This window comes from Halocynthiibacter sp. (assembly GCF_049608145.1).
Classification (GTDB): Bacteria; Pseudomonadota; Alphaproteobacteria; order Rhodobacterales; family Rhodobacteraceae; genus Halocynthiibacter.
Window position 1 is genome coordinate 39,626 of record NZ_JBMYXF010000007.1, and the last position, 16,968, is coordinate 56,593.

General features: G+C 53.4%; 17 protein-coding genes. 6 read left to right on the top strand and 11 right to left on the bottom strand.

The features are described 5' to 3' along the window. The first annotated feature begins 19 nt into the window (after positions 1-19). Positions 20-640 carry a cob(I)yrinic acid a,c-diamide adenosyltransferase gene (gene cobO / locus ACPGUT_RS03940; protein ID WP_423989012.1) on the top strand — a complete coding sequence of 207 codons (621 nt, stop codon included), beginning with the start codon at positions 20-22 and terminating at the stop codon, positions 638-640. 21 nt (positions 641-661) lie between these two features. Further along, positions 662-2,110 (top strand): cobyric acid synthase, encoded by a 1,449-nt coding sequence (locus tag ACPGUT_RS03945; protein WP_423989013.1) that lies wholly within the window; start codon positions 662-664, stop codon positions 2,108-2,110. Between the two features lie 2 nt (positions 2,111-2,112). Here ACPGUT_RS03945 and ACPGUT_RS03950 read toward each other — a convergent pair whose 3' ends face one another. From ACPGUT_RS03950 to ACPGUT_RS03985, 8 genes are all read right to left on the bottom strand, one after another. Beyond that, complete coding sequence (locus tag ACPGUT_RS03950; protein ID WP_423989014.1) at positions 2,113-2,913, bottom strand: propanediol utilization protein; 801 nt, start codon at positions 2,911-2,913, stop codon at positions 2,113-2,115. A gap of 145 nt (positions 2,914-3,058) precedes the next feature. Continuing rightward, positions 3,059-3,505: a MarR family winged helix-turn-helix transcriptional regulator gene (locus ACPGUT_RS03955; protein ID WP_423989015.1), complete on the bottom strand. Its 447-nt coding sequence runs from the start codon at positions 3,503-3,505 to the stop codon at positions 3,059-3,061. A gap of 81 nt (positions 3,506-3,586) precedes the next feature. Further along, positions 3,587-4,171: an amino acid synthesis family protein gene (locus ACPGUT_RS03960; protein WP_423989016.1), complete on the bottom strand. Its 585-nt coding sequence runs from the start codon at positions 4,169-4,171 to the stop codon at positions 3,587-3,589. Next, a complete protein-coding gene (locus tag ACPGUT_RS03965; protein WP_423989017.1) occupies positions 4,168-4,752 on the bottom strand; it encodes an amino acid synthesis family protein in 585 nt (194 codons plus the stop codon). Before ACPGUT_RS03965 ends, ACPGUT_RS03960 begins: the two co-directional genes overlap by 4 nt. Further along, positions 4,745-5,602 carry a UPF0280 family protein gene (locus ACPGUT_RS03970; RefSeq protein ID WP_423989018.1) on the bottom strand — a complete coding sequence of 286 codons (858 nt, stop codon included), beginning with the start codon at positions 5,600-5,602 and terminating at the stop codon, positions 4,745-4,747. Before ACPGUT_RS03970 ends, ACPGUT_RS03965 begins: the two co-directional genes overlap by 8 nt. Further along, positions 5,599-7,128: a 6-hydroxynicotinate reductase gene (locus tag ACPGUT_RS03975; RefSeq protein ID WP_423989019.1), complete on the bottom strand. Its 1,530-nt coding sequence runs from the start codon at positions 7,126-7,128 to the stop codon at positions 5,599-5,601. The genes ACPGUT_RS03970 and ACPGUT_RS03975 overlap by 4 nt, the downstream gene beginning before the upstream one ends. Then, the gene (locus tag ACPGUT_RS03980) at positions 7,125-9,866 is read right to left on the bottom strand and encodes a molybdopterin-dependent oxidoreductase (RefSeq protein ID WP_423989020.1); all 2,742 of its coding nucleotides are present in this window, start codon (positions 9,864-9,866) and stop codon (positions 7,125-7,127) included. The genes ACPGUT_RS03975 and ACPGUT_RS03980 overlap by 4 nt, the downstream gene beginning before the upstream one ends. Beyond that, a complete protein-coding gene (locus tag ACPGUT_RS03985; protein ID WP_423989021.1) occupies positions 9,859-10,704 on the bottom strand; it encodes an FAD binding domain-containing protein in 846 nt (281 codons plus the stop codon). Before ACPGUT_RS03985 ends, ACPGUT_RS03980 begins: the two co-directional genes overlap by 8 nt. Before the next feature lie 160 nt (positions 10,705-10,864). On the opposite strand from ACPGUT_RS03985, the gene ACPGUT_RS03990 reads away from it, so the two are divergent. Continuing rightward, a complete protein-coding gene (locus ACPGUT_RS03990) occupies positions 10,865-12,970 on the top strand; it encodes a 3-hydroxyacyl-CoA dehydrogenase NAD-binding domain-containing protein (RefSeq protein ID WP_423989022.1) in 2,106 nt (701 codons plus the stop codon). A 10-nt stretch (positions 12,971-12,980) separates the two neighbouring features. Continuing rightward, on the top strand, positions 12,981-13,721 hold the full coding sequence (locus ACPGUT_RS03995; RefSeq protein WP_423989023.1) for an SDR family oxidoreductase: 741 nt from the start codon (positions 12,981-12,983) through the stop codon (positions 13,719-13,721). 236 nt (positions 13,722-13,957) lie between these two features. Here ACPGUT_RS03995 and ACPGUT_RS04000 read toward each other — a convergent pair whose 3' ends face one another. Further along, positions 13,958-14,455 carry an acyloxyacyl hydrolase gene (locus tag ACPGUT_RS04000; RefSeq protein WP_423989024.1) on the bottom strand — a complete coding sequence of 166 codons (498 nt, stop codon included), beginning with the start codon at positions 14,453-14,455 and terminating at the stop codon, positions 13,958-13,960. 236 nt (positions 14,456-14,691) lie between these two features. Between ACPGUT_RS04000 and ychF the strand changes: the two genes are divergently transcribed. After that, on the top strand, positions 14,692-15,789 hold the full coding sequence (gene ychF / locus ACPGUT_RS04005; RefSeq protein ID WP_423989025.1) for a redox-regulated ATPase YchF: 1,098 nt from the start codon (positions 14,692-14,694) through the stop codon (positions 15,787-15,789). Positions 15,790-15,868: 79 nt separating this feature from the next. Here ychF and ACPGUT_RS04010 read toward each other — a convergent pair whose 3' ends face one another. Both ACPGUT_RS04010 and ACPGUT_RS04015 read right to left on the bottom strand, forming a co-directional pair. After that, on the bottom strand, positions 15,869-16,105 hold the full coding sequence (locus tag ACPGUT_RS04010; RefSeq protein ID WP_423989026.1) for a DUF1150 family protein: 237 nt from the start codon (positions 16,103-16,105) through the stop codon (positions 15,869-15,871). After that, positions 16,102-16,527, bottom strand: a complete 426-nt coding sequence (locus ACPGUT_RS04015) for an Hsp20 family protein (protein WP_423989027.1) — start codon at positions 16,525-16,527, stop codon at positions 16,102-16,104. Before ACPGUT_RS04015 ends, ACPGUT_RS04010 begins: the two co-directional genes overlap by 4 nt. A 171-nt stretch (positions 16,528-16,698) precedes the next feature. Between ACPGUT_RS04015 and ACPGUT_RS04020 the strand changes: the two genes are divergently transcribed. Then, on the top strand, positions 16,699-16,917 hold the full coding sequence (locus ACPGUT_RS04020) for a YdcH family protein (protein WP_423989028.1): 219 nt from the start codon (positions 16,699-16,701) through the stop codon (positions 16,915-16,917). Positions 16,918-16,968 lie beyond the last annotated feature (51 nt).

The following is a 16,968-nucleotide window of genomic DNA, read 5'->3' on the forward strand; positions in this document are numbered from 1 at the left end:
CCGAGAGGCGTATCCGACCATGACCGACGTCACCCCAGAAGAAGCCGCACGTCATTCCGCCAAAATGGCAAAAAAGAAAGCCGCACGTGATAAAATCATGGCAACAAAAGATGGTGAAAAAGGCCTGATCATCGTCAATACCGGCCCCGGCAAGGGGAAATCTTCCGCCGGATTTGGTATGATTTTCCGTCATATTGCCCATGAAATGCCCTGCGCAGTTGTTCAGTTTATCAAAGGCAATACCCAGACCGGGGAACGTATGCTGATTGAAGGGAATTTTTCTGAAATCTGCCAATTCCACACTATGGGCGAAGGGTTTACCTGGGAAACCCAGGACAAGGAACGTGATATTGCTGCAGCCAAGCGCGCTTGGGACAAGGCGAAAGAACTGATCTTGGACCCTGAAATCTCCATGGTGCTGTTAGATGAAATCAACATCGCAATGCGCTACGATTACATCGACGTTGAAGATGTTGTCGCCTTCCTACGCGATGAAAAACCCGAGATGACCCATGTGGTTTTGACCGGCCGGAACGCCAAAGAACCGCTACTTGAAATTGCGGATCTGGCAACCGAGATGGGACAGATTAAACATCCCTTCCGGTCCGGCATCAAAGCACAAAAAGGCGTTGAATTTTAATTCAATACGGACGGATTTCGCATGACAAAGGCACTGATGATCCAGGGCACTGGTTCCAATGTAGGGAAATCCATGTTGGTCGCAGGCCTTTGCCGGGCTGCGGTGAAACGCGGGCTGAACGTCCGCCCGTTCAAACCACAAAACATGTCAAATAATGCTGCCGTGGTTGCGGATGGCAATGGTGAAATTGGTCGTGCCCAAGCCTTGCAAGCGCTGGCCTGTGGCGTGCTGCCCCATGTGGACATGAACCCGATTTTACTGAAACCAGAAAGCGATCAAGGTGCGGCTGTGATCGTAAACGGCAAGCACCTAACCACTTGCAAGGCCCGTGACTATGCCCGCTTAAAACCCGATTTAATGCAGGCAGTACTGGACAGTTTTGAGCGTTTGAAATCCGAATGTGATCTCGTGATTGTTGAAGGGGCGGGTTCCCCCGCTGAAGTCAATCTGCGCAAAAACGATATCGCAAACATGGGCTTTGCCTGTGCCGCAGATGTGCCCGTTGTCCTAGCCGGTGATATTGACCGGGGTGGCGTCATTGCCCAAATGATCGGCACGCAGGCCGTACTGGATGACGTGGACAAGGCCCAGATCGCGGGCTTTATGATCAACAAATTTCGTGGGGATCCCCGCCTGTTTGATGATGGGTATGCGCTGATCAAAGATCAGACAGGATGGCCAGGCTTTGGTGTTTTACCTTGGTTTGGTAAGGCCGGGTTTTTACCAGCAGAGGACGCGCTGGATCTACGCGGAACTGATGATGACCAGGGATTACATGTCGTCTGTCTTGGCTTATCACGGATTGCCAACTTTGATGACCTTGACCCGATCGGCATGGAAGACGGTGTTCGCCTGACCATCCTGAAAGCCGGCGAAGCACTGCCAGGGGACACAGATCTTGTGATCATTCCCGGTACAAAGTCCACCCGTCAAGATCTGGCTTTCCTGCGTGATCAAGGCTGGGACACCGACATTTATGCCCATGTCCGTCGAGGTGGGCATGTTCTGGGCATTTGCGGTGGATATCAGATGCTTGGCACTGAAATCGACGATCCACATGGTATCGAAGGCCCCGCGGGCAGCAGCCAGGGCCTTGGCTTATTGAATGTAAAAACCATCATGTCGCCTGAAAAAACCCTGACCCGTGTTGAGGCAAAACATCAACCTTCCGGCACTGTGATGTCCGGATATGAGATCCACATCGGCGAAACCACAGGCCCGGATCGCGATCATGCTTTTGCAACAATCGGCAATGTTCCAGAAGGGGCTATATCTGAAAGCGGGCGCATCACGGGCACCTATCTGCATGGCTTATTCACAGCCGATACATTCCGGAAAGCCTATCTGCACAAATTTGGCGTCGAAAGCGGCATGGATTATGCGTCTGTCGTGAATGACACGCTTGACGCACTCGCAGCCCACTTAGAAGAGAACCTAGACATCGATGCCCTGTTGAAATGTGCGCGCTAGAATCAGAACCTGAAATCAATACAGCCCGCAAAACCTGCGGCCTGAAGAGTATTGAACACACGATTTGAATTCACATCCTGCGCGGGATCAAAAATCAGGCCTCGAGCGGATCCAGTATGCGCGACGGCAACACCAATAGCGCCAAGTTCTCTGGCCAGATCAAAGGTCGGATCGTCCACCGGTCCGCGCAAAGCTCGATTTCTACGCGCGGATTCAGCGCTAATTTCCGCCACCTGCTGCAATGTTGTCGCATCAGTCCATGCAGACAGTAGATCCGAGATATCGGCAAAATCGGAATCCGCCGGATCGGTGCGCCGGGGCGGCCCGTAAAAACCACCAATCACCCGCCCCTTTGGTAACCTCGGGCGTGTGGCGACGGTTTCTGCCTGTCGTGACGCCCATATTATTTGAGCCGCATCCGGAAACATCAACGGATCAACCGCACCCTCGCTGCGCAGGCAGATTTTAGCCAGTTGATCTGGTGACAGGTCCGGCCGGTGCAACCGCAAAACAGCAACCCGCGCCGCCGTTGAAGCCCCAGCCCCACCGCCCGCTGGCATATTCAGTGTAAAACGATGCCGTCCAGTTGGCGTTTTCCCCACGGATTGCGTGAGCGAAAGAACATCTGCTTCATTCAGGACAGGATTGCCTGAGAACTCTACCGATAGGGGGGTATTCTGCGACAGAATAAGGCGCACATGCAGATCAGGGCAAGGCAGTGACGCCAGTAACACCCGATCTCCGACCCGTCCCTGAAGAAACTCTCCGAAATGTCCGGCAACTGAGATTTCTGTTTTCATCATGATATTTCGCGAACCCTGCCCGTCCCTGACAATTTTAGCGTCTCTGGCTGAAATGGGTACCCTGGCAACGTAGCAAACAGGGCGGAAAGCGACGTATTCCCACCTGATTTTCCCGCGTGCGTCTTCGCCGTTAGCAGACCCAATCTTACAAAAGCTTCTTCAGCAATGCTTTCATCTGCTGGACTTCATCCGCGCTCAACTCTTTTACGGTTTCGGCGGTAATTGCTGCACCCGCTTCTTTCAGTAGCGGGATCAGTGCTTCTCCGCTATCGGACAGGGTGATTTTTGTACGTCGTCGGTCATCCGGATCGGGGGCGAGATCAACTAACCCTTTGCGCTTTAGCCGATCCACCACGCCCTTAATGGTGGCAACATCCATCGCTGCCATGCGCCCCAGTCGGTTCTGGGAACAGGTCCCGACAGAGTGAATGCGCAGAAGTGCTGAGAACTGCGTCGGCGTCAGACCACCCGGCAACAGACGTTGTGCATGTTCCTGAAAGATCGCCGTATGGCGTTGGGTCACCAGACGCAGGATATATCCGATCTGCTCATCAAGATCGTAGCCTTCGTTTTTCATCTCTGCCTGACTCATTACGCCTCCGGGATTGCATCAGATGTTATTACACCAACAACCCACAGCAGAAAACCCCGTCAAACGACGCATAAACGCGGATTAACGTAATCCATCGACGCCCTCCGCATCGTCATGCGTCAGGCCGCCGACGCGCGGCAATGGGCGGCCGCTGTCCGTCACGGCAACAGCAACCAAGATTTCACCACTGCGAGGTGAATCATTCAGGCGCACTTCGATCCCATCGAAATGACTACGCACGTAGGCCGCATCTTTATGGCCCAACGGAACGTCCAGCGCCTGCCCAGGCCCACCCATTTTCTTGGAACTGGGCACAAGGGCTGCACCTTTTTCTACAGCGATACGCAGTGGTGCGCCCAGTTGGGGGTGCAAAATAGCGGCGGCATGTTCTAATTCCCCGCCTTCGCCCACCATAGCAGCTTTGCCATAACTTTCCGCCTGTGCGGGTTTGATGCCAAGGGCTTCGACACATTTTTCCCCCAGCAGACCGCCAAGCTCGGCCCCGATCTCCATCAGGGGTGTCAGATCTTCTGTAAACCCTCCAGCGAACGGATTTCGGATCACCGCCACAGCGACGGCTTTCCGGGTGGCGGGAGAGATCTCACGCCCGGCCTCCTGATGGGTTTCTTCAACCGATACGGCAATTTTTCGGATCTCAGATCTCATCGCAAACCATCCTTTTCAGAAATATCTTCTTTTGCCAGGCCGCCCACCCGCGCATGTACGCGCGCACCGGTTGTCATCACCAAAACCAACAGCAATTCATCGGCGCGTGGGCTGTCATTCATACCTATTTCCATCGCGTCGAAATGGCTTCGTACATATGAGGCATCCACATGAGTGATCGGGACATCAAGGCGCGCCCCCGTGCCCCCGACTTTCTTAGTAGATGGGACAATCGCAAGTGCATCCCCCAAAGATTCGCGCATGGCATATCCCCCGGGCACATGCCAAAGAGCTGCATGTTCAACTTCACCCGCTGCACCTGAAATCGCCCCTTTTCCGTATCCTTCAACCAAGGATGGATTACCACCCAAAGCATCAATCAGACGACGGGCCATGGACAAGCCCAGAGGTTTCAGATCCTCCATAAAGCTGGAAATTTCTTCCTCGTAACGTCCGGCGAAAGGATTTTTAATCACAGCAAGTGCAGCCGCCCGCTTGAGAGGGACAGTTGCGATGGGGCCACCTTCGTGGAAGATCTCTTCCACCACAATGGATTGCTTTCGAATAATAACTTTAGGCACAGAGATATCCTTTCTCTTGGAAAAACGTCACACCCCGGTTTTCACTGAATCGGGCATTGCCCTGCAGAAACACTGCGGCACCTGCAATTAGGCCACGGGTCATCATATCATTGGCACAACGGAATGCCCGCTCAAGCGCCAAGTTCTTGTCTTGGTCGCACAGTTCAGCGCAATGCGTCACGACAAGGCGGGCATCAAGGTCACTGTCTGGATCCAAATTGCACGCGGAAACACGAGTGACCAACGGATGATCTGGCAGATCACAGGCATTGGCGACCAGCGTGGCAGCCGCGTCAGCCTGTGCGGCGTTCTCTGCAAGAACCGTAACACTGTCAGCAATCCCCATGGATAGGCTGCGACCACCACGACCCGATGTGGCGATCCCTCTGATATTGTCACATCCAGAGAGGTTAATTTTACCCCACAATGCCCCCATATCTGATGAAATACCGATGGTCATCTCAGCCCCGTCCGGCAAGTATATCGCGATATCCCCGCCATTATTGACGGCCGCACGAGACACCCCTTCGGTCTGTTGAATTACAGACAGTATTTCATCCGCGACAGCCCCTGCAACGGCAGCCATAGGCGTGATAAAGACCGGCTGGTGAGGGATCACGGCCTGTCGCATGCGGCAGGCAACCTGGCCCGTCAGGTGATCCATGTAATCGGGACTGCGCAGCATGGGTAGTTCATCCACCAGTTCTTGCAGCAGTGTTTCAAACCGGTTGATTGCCACCTTGAAAGCTGTGTCCGCATTGGGGCCTTCCACCATAATCACCAGATCAATCGGACCATGGTTCAAATGCAGACGACCATCCGGCAGATATGAAACCTGTGGCCCATTCATCTGCCAGTTTCCCCCTTCTTCCGACGACGTGCTGCTTCCCAGGAAAAATGACGTTCATCGGTGGGCCAAGGATAGCTTTCATGCTGTCCTTGATGGCGGTGTTCTGTCGCCGTAGACACCACATCTTTCAGCTGTCGGACCTCATCCATATGGCCACCTAGAGATTCATAATCTGACAGACGCATTGTAAACTCTATAGGGGCGACCAATGCGGGAGTCGGCACATAACCAAATGAATTTTCAGGCATATTCAAAACATCGACCATCACAGTGATACCGCCACCCGGCCAGATATATGCAGGCGCACCACCGCAGGACACATAGGTTAACGCGTCTTTGACAGAACGCGTAAGACGTACAGGGTTTTCAGTGACACCCGCCCGCAACGACCCCCCAGCACCACCCATAAACAGAACCGATGCCATAGCCGGTTCACAGTTTTCAGCGACCCGTTCTACAGCAGCGCGCAACGCTGGCGACGCCTCCGCCGGTTGGGGAAAAAGCTCCGCATCAAGTTCAAAATAGGCCCACTGTTCGCCCGTTGTGGATACCATAAGCAGGCGCAACCCTTCCCAGGCCTGATCAGATTTAAAGCTGTCTAGGATAGTCAGGGGATCTTCAATATCCGTGCCACCCCAGCCAGTGCCGGGTTCAGCCACCTGAAAATACCGCCCCGGTGTAGAACGACGACCTTTAATCTTAATCCCGGTCGGCTTTACATCCAACATTTTACCGGCCTGATGTTCGGATAAAACCCCTGTGATGTGGTCATCCACGACCACCACATCATCAACAATCGGGGCCCATTGACGGGCGAACATGCCAATAGCCGCAGATCCACAACCGACACGCATCAGTTCTTCTTGATGGCCGTTAATTATGGGTGCATGCCCGGCCTGAAGGGTTAATTCTGCACCGCCATCTACCGTCATTGTTACCGCTTCACGATTGCACAAAGAAAGCAGTGCGGCACAGGTCACCCGACCTTCTTTTTTGCTGCCGCCGGTAAGATGGTCAACACCGCCCAGGGACAGCATCCGCGAACCATATTCCCCGGTCATCACATGACCGATTGCTTCACCATCCACACGCACTGTCGCAGCCTCTTCACCGATATGACGGTCCGTGTCGATCTTTACCTTTACACCGCAATAAGAATAGATGCCTTCAGTCACCACGGTCACCATATCCACCCCCTCCAGCGGTTGGCTGACAATGAAAGGCGCGGGTTTGTAATCCGGATAGGTCGTACCAGCCCCAACGGCCGTGACGAATTGACGAGTGTTTTGAAGCAAATCGCCATCCCAGTCGGCATCTCCATCCAGGAACGGTACCAGCTTCCCCCCATCCGTTTGGTTTCGCTCAACAATCACCAGAGGATCAAGGCGCACAAGTTCGCCGTCATGGTTGGCGTAGCGATCGCAGGCACCTGAACGGCCTTCCGCAATGAAACATAAAACCGGACAGGCATCGCAGCGGATTTTGGCAGGCTGTTCACGACGGGGTTTAGACGTGGTTTCACTCATGACAGATCCTTCAGGGCTGCAAGTACCCGATCAGGCGTGGCAGGCACCTGCGTCAGACGTGCGCCTGTGGCGTGACGAATAGCATTCAAAATTGCCGGGGCAGTTGGGATCAACACATGTTCCCCCAATCCTTTCGCTCCAAAAGGTCCATGCGGGTCAGGCTCTTCAATCAACAAGGACGTCACCGGCGGCATGTCTCCGATGGTTGGAATTAGATAGTCATGCAGGTTTTCGGTCACGTGGGGAATGTATTCTTCCATCAGGGCCAGACCCATTCCCTGTGCGATCCCACCTTCAATCTGTCCTTCTGCAAGCATCGGGTTGATCACACGCCCCACGTCATGTGCTGCGATGAAACGCGTGACGTGGGTGGTGCCCAGTTCGATATCCACTTCGATTTCTGCGATATGGGCAGCATAGCCATACACCGCATAGGGGACACCTTGACCATTTTCATCCAGAGGCGCCGTGGGCGGATCCCAGGTTTCGATGGCTTCCACAACGTAGCCTGTTGAATTTACAGGCAGCGATCCCAGGGGCAGAACATGCGTCTGCCCGCCCTCATGCACCTCAACGCCGCCCGCAACGGGGTGGATTAAGGCCTCCTCACCGGCATTACAAAGCTTCAGGATCGCTGCCCGCAGCGCAAGGCCTGACAGGCGCGCTGCATTTCCGGACACCACAGTCTGACGGGATGCCGACGTTTTGCCTGCATCCGGTGTCACATCCGTGTCACCGCCAATCAACATCAAATCTGCCAATGGCACGCCAAGCGCTTCTGCAAAAATCTGGGCAATGACTGTATTGGCCCCCTGGCCAATATCCGCAGCCCCCTGGTGCAAAACGATCTGCCCATCACGTCGCAGACCTGATCGTATGGTTGACGGATTGGGCAGTGATGTGTTGCCACAACCATACCATCCCCCCGCGATGCCCACACCGCGCCGGATAGATGTCGTCGTATTGTTAAATTGCTCTGCCGCCAGACGGGCTGCTTCCCAATGCGGTTGCAGTCTTTCAAAACAAGCTGCAATACCGACACCACTTTCGAGCAGCTGATTGCAGGTTGTACGATCTCCGTTACGCAGGGCGTTTTTCAAGCGAAATGTCAGCGGATCAATGTTCAGCTGTTCTGCCAGGTCGTCAAACAGCACTTCCTGGGCAATGGCGGATTGCGGCACGCCAAACCCCCGAAAAGCACCAGCCGGCATCGTGTGGGTGTGAACAGCACGACTTTCAGCCAGAAAATCAGGTATCCGATAAGGCCCCGAAGCGTGAATTGGCACCCGATTGGCGACCGTAGGCCCCCATGATGCATAAGCACCCGTATTGAAAACACCGTCAAATTGCATCCCGCTGATCATCCCGTCCCGGGTCGCACCGATTTTTAAAGTGATATCAGAAGGATGGCGTTTGGTTGTGCTTTGCATGGATTCGCGTCGGCTATAGGCCATACGAACCGGACGATCTGTCTGCATTGCTGCAAGTGCCAGATAAGGTTGGACCGACATATCAAGTTTCGCCCCAAAGCCACCGCCGGTTGCCGTCGGTACGATGCGGACATGATCTAGAGGTACGCCCAAAACCGACGCGACACCTTCCTGATCCATAACCGGGGCCTGCGTGCAGGCGTGCACTTCCATCCGATCCCCGACCCGCCGTGCAAAACCGGCTTCGGGTTCAATATATGCATGTTCAACAAATCCTGTGCGAAACCGTCCTTCTGCCACCACATCAGCTTGTGCCAACGCGGATTGTGCATTTCCATGACGAACAAGCCCTTCACACATGATATTACCCGCACGGTGTTCATGTAGCTGTGCTGCCTTAGGCGACAGCCCCTGATCCGAAGTCATTGCTGCGTCGCGTTCATGCCAGGTTACAGGAAAATCATCCGGCAGGGTCAGGGCATTCACCGCGTCTGGTTCACCGATAATCGCAGCAACTGCTTCGCCCCGAAACCGAGTTTCATTTTCAGCAAAGACAGGTTGATCGATAAAGCCGGGGATCACGCCAAATAATTTTTCGCCGGGTATGTCATCTGCGGTCTGAACAAACTGCACCCCGGGATGGTTCGCAACAAACGCAGCAATATCCCCAATGTCAAAACCAGCATAAGCAAAGGGACTGCGTACCAGCCGTAAAACGAGAGCATTATCCGGCGCCCCATCATCTCCGAAGATTTCCGCCCCCGTTACCTTGACCTCCCCATCCAGACGAAGCGGGCTTTGCCCAACACGCCCTGCGTCAGATGGTGTCACAAAACTATGAACCTGCATCACCGCATCAATGATCTTGCGATATCCCGTACATCGGCACAAAATCCCACCCAGCGCATCTTTTACCTGTTTCTCAGAAGGTTTCGATTGTTCGCGCAGCAATGCAACTGCAGCAACCATCATTCCTGGCGTACAAATCCCACATTGCGCGGCCCCATGGGCAAGAAAGCTGTCGGCAAGCTTCCGAGACAGATCATCACTCTCAACAAGCCCGGCCTGGGTCTCTACATGACATCCGACAGCTTGCGCCGCAGGGGTAATACAGGAACAGACGGGAACGCCATCAAGCAAAACCGTACAGGCACCACAATCCCCTGCGTCACACCCGGATTTCACATCTGTCTGCGATAATCCATCACGTAATGCATCAGATAAGCGCCCGGACTGCGGCATCTGGACGGAGCGATCTTGGTGATTAAGGGTGAAGGAGAGCACCGGGATTTCTGCCAGGTCATCCACTGATGCTCTCCTTCGAAATCCCGGTCAACATGCGACGGACCAGGGTTTCTGCTGCATGTAATCGATAGAACTTCGATGCACGCACATCCCCTATAGGCGAGAGTGCATCCGAATATCCAGAGTTAATTTGTCGCGGAATTTCAGCACGTTGTACACCAAACAGATCAACCTCTAGGCGTTTAAGCCTACATGCAACAGGAGAGCAAGCTCCAACTGAAACACGTGTTTCAGCTTTGGCCTGACCATTCTCAGGTATATGTAACAGAGCAACCATAGCGATAGAAATAACCAGATACTCACGCGATCCAAGTTTTTGAAAGCTGGAAATTGCCCCTTCTGGAAGCTCGGGGATAATTACAGATTTCAAAATTTCCCCCTCTTTCAGACAGGTTTTTCCAGGTCCCATAATGAAAGATTGCAGCGGCATTTGACGCGTTGCTGCTTCGGAAACAAGTTCAACCTCGGCATTAAGCGTCAACAAAGGCGGCACACTGTCCGCTGCAGGGGACGCATTACAAAGGTTTCCGCCAATTGTTCCCCTGTTTTGGATCTGAACTGAACCGATTTCACGCGCGGCTGCCCGCAGCCCATCAAATGCTGGCGGCAGATCTGCATTTGAAATGTCGCTCCAACGGGTGGCGGCACCGATACGCCAACAGCCATCATTTCGGGAAACACCCCGATAGCCAGGCAATCTGGTAATATCCAAAACTGGCGGCATAATTTTGTGATCCCCCAGCCGCGGAAAGAAATCGGTGCCACCGGCCACAACAGAAATCTCTCCCTGCCTCAGGGATGAAAAGGCTTCCTGTTCTGTGGTTGCGGTGACGTAGCGCATTGGGCATCCATTATGTTTGCACACTAACGATATTCAAGCGCATGGCGATGTGTCAATGAATTTTACAAAACTTACCGACCGGTCGGGAAAAACATTGCGAATGTAACAATATCTTCGTATTCAACCACAAACCGTAACATTTAAAGCCGGAGCCCAAGCCATGAGCAACGCCGTCAGTTATGAACTTAGCGGGGCCATCGCGGTTCTGACCATCGACAATCCACCTGTCAACGCCCTTGGTCTGGCTGTGCGACAAGGTTTGGTGGAAGGTATCGAACGTGCAGAAACTGATTCACAGGCAGATGCGGTGCTCCTCATCGGAGCGGGACGCACATTCCCTGCAGGGGCGGATATTCGTGAATTTGGCAAACCTCCGGTTGATCCCTACCTGCCCGAAGTCGTAGCCCGAATAGAGGCCTGCACAAAACCTGTTATCGCCGCAATGCATGGTACGGCACTGGGCGGCGGGCTGGAAGTTGGCCTGTCCGCGCATTACCGCATAGCCGATAAATCTACACGGATAGGTTTGCCGGAAGTGAACCTTGGCATTCTACCAGGCGCGGGTGGCACACAGCGTACCACATGCATTGCCGGGGCCAAAGCCACCCTCGATTTGGCCACCAGCGGCAAACCCATCGACGCTAACGCAGCCCATGCTCTTGGGATCATCGACCGGATTGCTGACGGCGATCTAAAAGACGCAGCTCTTACCTATGCTCATGAGCTGATCACAGCTGGTGCTGCCCCTCGCCCCTCTGGTAAACGCGATGAAGGCTTGGCCGATGAAACGGCAAACCGTGCCGCCATTGATGCCACGCGTGCAACATTAAGCAAACGCGCGCGCGGCCAGTTTGCCCCGTTTCGCATAGTGGACTGTGTCGAGGTCGCGCTGGAGAAACCTATTTCCGAAGGCTTGGCTTTTGAACGCGAGCAATTCCTAGCCTGTATGGGAACCCCACAACGTCAAGGCATGATCCATGCGTTTTTTGCCGAGCGCACCTGCACCAAAGTGCCGGAAGCCTCGCGTGCACAACCTCGCCCCCTAAAGCAAATCGCGGTGATTGGCGGCGGCACCATGGGCGCGGGCATCACGGTTGCGGCCCTGAACGCAGGCTTGCCAGTTGTCATGGTAGAACGCGACGCCGAAAGTATTGCCCGCGGTCAGGCGAATGTTGAAAAGGTCTATGATGGCATGATCAAAAAGGGCCGTATGGATGACGCAGGTAAAGCAAAACACATGGCACTTTATACGCCTGCCACCGAATATTCCGCCATGTCAGACTGCGATTTGATCATCGAAGCGGTCTTTGAAAACCTTGAGGTCAAGCAAGACGTCTTCCGTCAACTGGACCAGATCGCAAAGCCCGGCGCGGTTCTGGCAACAAACACATCATATCTGGATGTCGATGCCATCGCGAACGTCACATCCCGCCCCCAAGATGTCATTGGCCTACATTTCTTTTCCCCCGCCAACATTATGAAACTTTTGGAAATTGTCGTGCCGTCTGATCCAGCCGACGATGCTGTGGCGACGGGATTTGCGCTTGCAAAACTGCTAAAGAAGACGCCCGTACGTGCAGCCAATAAAGATGGATTTATCGGCAACCGAATCTACAAAGCCTATGGCCTGTGCGCGACCTATATGATGGAAGATGGCGCAAGCCCCTATGCCATCGACAAAGCGATCTATGACTTCGGCTATCCTATCGGAATTTTTCAAGTGCATGATCTTGCAGGCATGGATATCTCTTGGGCCAACCGCAAACGCTTGGCTGCCTCACGGAACTCAGAGGAACGCTATAGCGCTGTACAAGACAAAATGTGCGAAGCGGGTCATTTCGGTCAAAAAACCGGGCGCGGCATGTATGTTTATCCCGAAGGTGCACGCAAGGGCGAAGAGAACCCCGATGTACTGAAGATCATCAGCGACGAACAAGCCCGGTTGGGCATTACACCGCGCGACTTTACACAAGATGAAATCATGCGCCGTTACATGGCGGCGATGGTGAATGAGGGGGCAAAAGTTCTGCAGGAAGGCGTGGCCCTGCGCCCATCTGACATCGATGTAGTCGCGCTTTATGGCTATGGTTTCCCACGCTACCGTGGCGGCCCGATGAAATACGCAGACATGTATGGACTTGAAAACCTTCTTGCTGATCTCCGGGAATTCGAAAAGGAAGATGCATATTTCTGGAAGCCCGCAGATTTGCTGGTTGACCTGGTGGCAAATGGCCGATCTTTTGAGGATCTGAACAAAGAGAGCTGAAGGTCGGCAGATGACACAGAGAACCGCCATCATCACAGGCGCAGGCAGCGGTATTGGCCGGGCCTGCGCACGAATTTTGCTAAAGAACGGCTGGAAGGTCGGATTGGTCGGGCGGCGAGAAAATGCACTATGCGATACTGCAAACGGTTGCGACAACGCGCTGATCCTGCCCTGTGATGTCACCGACGAAACATCGGTTGATGCAGCCTTTGATCACGCCCATACAAAATGGGGTCGGCTGGATCTTCTATTCAATAACGCAGGCAAACTGACCCCCGGAAAACCTTTGGACGAAATCGCAGTTTCTGACTGGCGATCTATGGTGGATGTGAACCTGAACGGGGCTTTTATCTGCGCGCGCAAGGCGTTTGGCCTAATGCGTTATCAGGCCAAACAAGGCGGGCGGATCATCAACAACGGATCCGTATCATCCTATGTACCACGGCCCGGAACCGCCCCTTATGCGGCAACAAAACACGCAATTTCAGGGCTGACCAAAACCATTTCTCTGGATGGGCGTGCCTTTAACATCGCCTGTGGGCAGATCGACATTGGCAACGCTGCGACAGATATGGTTGACCAGATCCGAGCAGGCGTATTGCAGGCGGATGGAACCATCAAAGGCGAACCCGCCATGGAGGTGCCGGACATCGCCAAAGCTTTCCTTTATATGGCAGAACTTCCCGAAGGCGCGAATGTTCAGAACATGACAGTCATGGCCACCAACATGCCTTTTGTCGGACGGGGGTAGCCTGCGCAGTGCCAAACTATCTGTGCGAGGAAGCCATCAATTCAACGCGACAGTTATTCTGACATTATACATGCACCAGATGTGCACCCAGCCCTTCGGCCACACGACAGTCTGGTCCTTTCCAGTTCTTTACAACCAGAAACCCTAAACCAGCTTAGGAACTGCAACATCAAACCCAGAAAATTTGGCCCACAGCGCACCACGTATTGCACCACCACGAGGCCATGCTGACCCCTTCAAAAATTCTTACGCCAACGCAACTCGACCGTATCCACACCGGGGTTGCGGCCTGAAATACCAGCATTCGACTTATGCGTCAGCGCCACTGAAATCGCGTTGCCGTCGTTGATCTGATACCCGACGCCCAACACGGAACGGAATTCAAGATGGTGGCCCAAATCGGTTGCGTCGCTGCTGGGCAGGTAAAGCCCCGGAGCAAGGCTGCCCTCAACGAACCAGTCGCCCTTCAGATCATAGCGCCCGGACAGACCGCCCCCTACAAAATAGTCACCCCCATCATGCACCGTAACGACCAGCATTGGGCTGACTGCCACTTGACCAACGTCACGGAAACTATCGCCATGCAACTCCAATGACAGCACCCGCGTATTGGGCGGCTCATTGCTGCCGAAATCTGTATAACCAAGGCCAACTACAAAGTCCGCCGCCTGAACCTGGGCTGCACCCAGCATGAGAGAAGCCGCAGAAAGTGCGGCGGGAAAAATGCGTTTCATCCCGGTATCCTGTGATTTGCTTATGTCAAAAAAACCTCCGACGCTGCTGCCGGCCACACGTAACTGTACTGTTCGGTTACGTTACTACTTGGGGAGGTTCGTTTGGATTTCAGCCCCTTTCACGCGTTTGTGTAAAACTGCATATTACCGTGAACCCACCGTCAAACGCCCACAGGCTTGCATAGCAGAGGCTCCCAGCCTAGAAGCCTGTTGAAACTGCAGCCAGGAGAATACGCATGGGCTTTAAAATGGGGATCGTCGGCCTTCCGAATGTCGGCAAATCAACGCTGTTTAACGCGCTGACAAAAACCGCCGCCGCCCAGGCTGCGAATTTTCCATTCTGTACGATCGAACCCAATGTGGGCGAAGTCGCCGTGCCAGACGCACGTCTTGATAAGCTTGCAGAAATTGCGGGTTCAAAACAGATTATCCCAACACGCATGACCTTTGTGGACATCGCAGGCCTTGTGAAGGGTGCGTCCCAAGGCGAAGGCCTTGGCAACCAATTCCTCGCCAACATTCGTGAAACCGATTCCATTGCACATGTTCTGCGTTGCTTTGAAGACGGCGATGTGACCCATGTTGACGGCCGCGTTGACCCAGTAGCAGATGCCGAAGTTATCGAAACCGAACTGATGCTTGCAGATATGGAATCCATCGAAAAACGCATGGCGAACCTTGTGCGTAAGCTGAAAGGCGGCGATAAAGACGCAGCCCAGCAAGAACGCCTGCTAAAGGCAGCCTTGGCGCAGCTGGAAGATGGCAAACCTGCCCGTACTGTTGACGTTGACGAAGACGACAAAAAGGCCTGGGGCTTGCTGCAATTGCTGACCTCAAAGCCAATCCTATACGTTTGTAACGTTGGTGAATCTGAAGCTGCTGAAGGCAATGAACATTCCGCGCGCGTGGCCGAAATGGCGGCTGAACAAGGCGCTGCACATGTTGTGATCTCAGCTCAAATTGAAGAAGAAATTTCTCAACTTGAAGCAGAAGAAAGCCAGATGTTTCTTGAGGAAATGGGCCTAGAAGAAGCTGGCCTGGATCGCCTGATCCGCGCGGGTTACGAACTTCTGCACTTGCAAACCTACTTTACCGTTGGCCCAAAGGAAGCGCGTGCTTGGACCACCAAACAAGGTGCATCCGCCCCACAGGCCGCAGGTGTAATCCACACGGACTTTGAACGCGGCTTCATTCGCGCTGAAACCGTCGCCTATGATGATTTCGTCGCCAACAACGGCGAAGCGGGCGCGAAAGAAGCGGGCAAACTACGGATCGAAGGCAAAACCTATATCGTCAAAGATGGCGATGTGATGCACTTCCTGTTCAACGCCTGATCCCTGGTCGGACCACAAAAACGAAAAACGCCGGTTCATCTGAACTGGCGTTTTTTGTTTTTAGAAACTGCGTTGCAGATCAGTGCACAGAAACCGGCGCGTAATCATGTTCGCGGGCAAGTACGAAAGCCAGGCGACGTTCATTCACCAATGCGAGCTGCTCACCCTCCTCGGTACAAACCGCATACAGATGTTCCGCGCCACTTGCTGCGTCTTGCATATCATCAGGAAGATCATCGATATTAATGGCACGCACGTATACTGTACGGTTTTCGCCTTCGATTTCCTGCCCGGGGAAATTAAATTCTGAGTTCATGTTTGTCCCCGATTCTTATTGATTTCGATCGTTTGTACTATTTTATCTGGAACAGAACGAGTCAGATCCACATGCAGAAGTCCGTTTTCCATGCTTGCGGCCCCAACTTCAACCCCCTCAGCAAGAACAAAACTCTTCTGAAACTGTCTTGCAGCGATTCCCCGGTGTAAAAAGACACGGCTGTCATCCGCATCCTGCTGATTACCGCGCACATTCAATTGACGATCTTCAACGGTGATCGAAAGATCTTCTTCTGCGAATCCGGCAACCGCCAGAGTTATCCGAAATGAATGATCGCTGGTTTGTTCAATGTTAAAAGGAGGATAGCCTTCGTTTCCGGATTTCGCGGTGCGTTCCACAAGGCGTTCCAGCTGGTCAAAACCCAGCAGATATGGGTATGAGCCCAAGGTTAGTTTCGTCATCTTTTTGCGTCCTGTTTACAGCGACAATCAACCAGACCCTGCCAATGAGCGGCCTGTTTCCATAAAATATGGAGCGCGCCCGGGCCGCTTGCAAGGCATTTGCTTTATTTGTCCTCTTTTTTAAAACTGCGGACCGGGTTAGGTTACCCTGTGAAATAAGAGGTCGCACTTATGGATAATCCTGAAGAAATGTCCCACGAAGAGGTCATCCGGGTAAAATTGCAGGTACTGCGCGAAGAACATCGGGATCTGAACGATGCGATTGACGCCCTTGCAGAACGCGCCACAGCGGATCAGCTGGCTTTGAAACGGTTGAAAAAGCAAAAGCTTGCCCTGAAAGACCGGATACAGGCCATCGAAAATGAACTGACGCCAGATATTATCGCCTAAAATTCACGCATTCACGTTTTGCCAGATTGTCTGTGGCCCTGAAACGTCTAT

Excerpts from the sequence above, each read along its gene's own strand:
- cobO (WP_423989012.1), top strand. The coding sequence starts at position 20 with ATGACCGACGTCACCCCAGAAGAAGCCGCACGTCATTCCGCCAAAATG.
- ACPGUT_RS03945 (WP_423989013.1), top strand. The coding sequence starts at position 662 with ATGACAAAGGCACTGATGATCCAGGGCACTGGTTCCAATGTAGGGAAA.
- ACPGUT_RS03950 (WP_423989014.1), bottom strand. The coding sequence starts at position 2,913 with ATGATGAAAACAGAAATCTCAGTTGCCGGACATTTCGGAGAGTTTCTT.
- ACPGUT_RS03955 (WP_423989015.1), bottom strand. The coding sequence starts at position 3,505 with ATGAGTCAGGCAGAGATGAAAAACGAAGGCTACGATCTTGATGAGCAG.
- ACPGUT_RS03960 (WP_423989016.1), bottom strand. The coding sequence starts at position 4,171 with ATGAGATCTGAGATCCGAAAAATTGCCGTATCGGTTGAAGAAACCCAT.
- ACPGUT_RS03970 (WP_423989018.1), bottom strand. The coding sequence starts at position 5,602 with ATGAATGGGCCACAGGTTTCATATCTGCCGGATGGTCGTCTGCATTTG.
- ACPGUT_RS03975 (WP_423989019.1), bottom strand. The coding sequence starts at position 7,128 with ATGAGTGAAACCACGTCTAAACCCCGTCGTGAACAGCCTGCCAAAATC.
- ACPGUT_RS03985 (WP_423989021.1), bottom strand. The coding sequence starts at position 10,704 with ATGCGCTACGTCACCGCAACCACAGAACAGGAAGCCTTTTCATCCCTG.
- ACPGUT_RS03990 (WP_423989022.1), top strand. The coding sequence starts at position 10,865 with ATGAGCAACGCCGTCAGTTATGAACTTAGCGGGGCCATCGCGGTTCTG.
- ACPGUT_RS03995 (WP_423989023.1), top strand. The coding sequence starts at position 12,981 with ATGACACAGAGAACCGCCATCATCACAGGCGCAGGCAGCGGTATTGGC.
- ACPGUT_RS04000 (WP_423989024.1), bottom strand. The coding sequence starts at position 14,455 with ATGAAACGCATTTTTCCCGCCGCACTTTCTGCGGCTTCTCTCATGCTG.
- ychF (WP_423989025.1), top strand. The coding sequence starts at position 14,692 with ATGGGCTTTAAAATGGGGATCGTCGGCCTTCCGAATGTCGGCAAATCA.
- ACPGUT_RS04010 (WP_423989026.1), bottom strand. The coding sequence starts at position 16,105 with ATGAACTCAGAATTTAATTTCCCCGGGCAGGAAATCGAAGGCGAAAAC.
- ACPGUT_RS04015 (WP_423989027.1), bottom strand. The coding sequence starts at position 16,527 with ATGACGAAACTAACCTTGGGCTCATACCCATATCTGCTGGGTTTTGAC.
- ACPGUT_RS04020 (WP_423989028.1), top strand. The coding sequence starts at position 16,699 with ATGGATAATCCTGAAGAAATGTCCCACGAAGAGGTCATCCGGGTAAAA.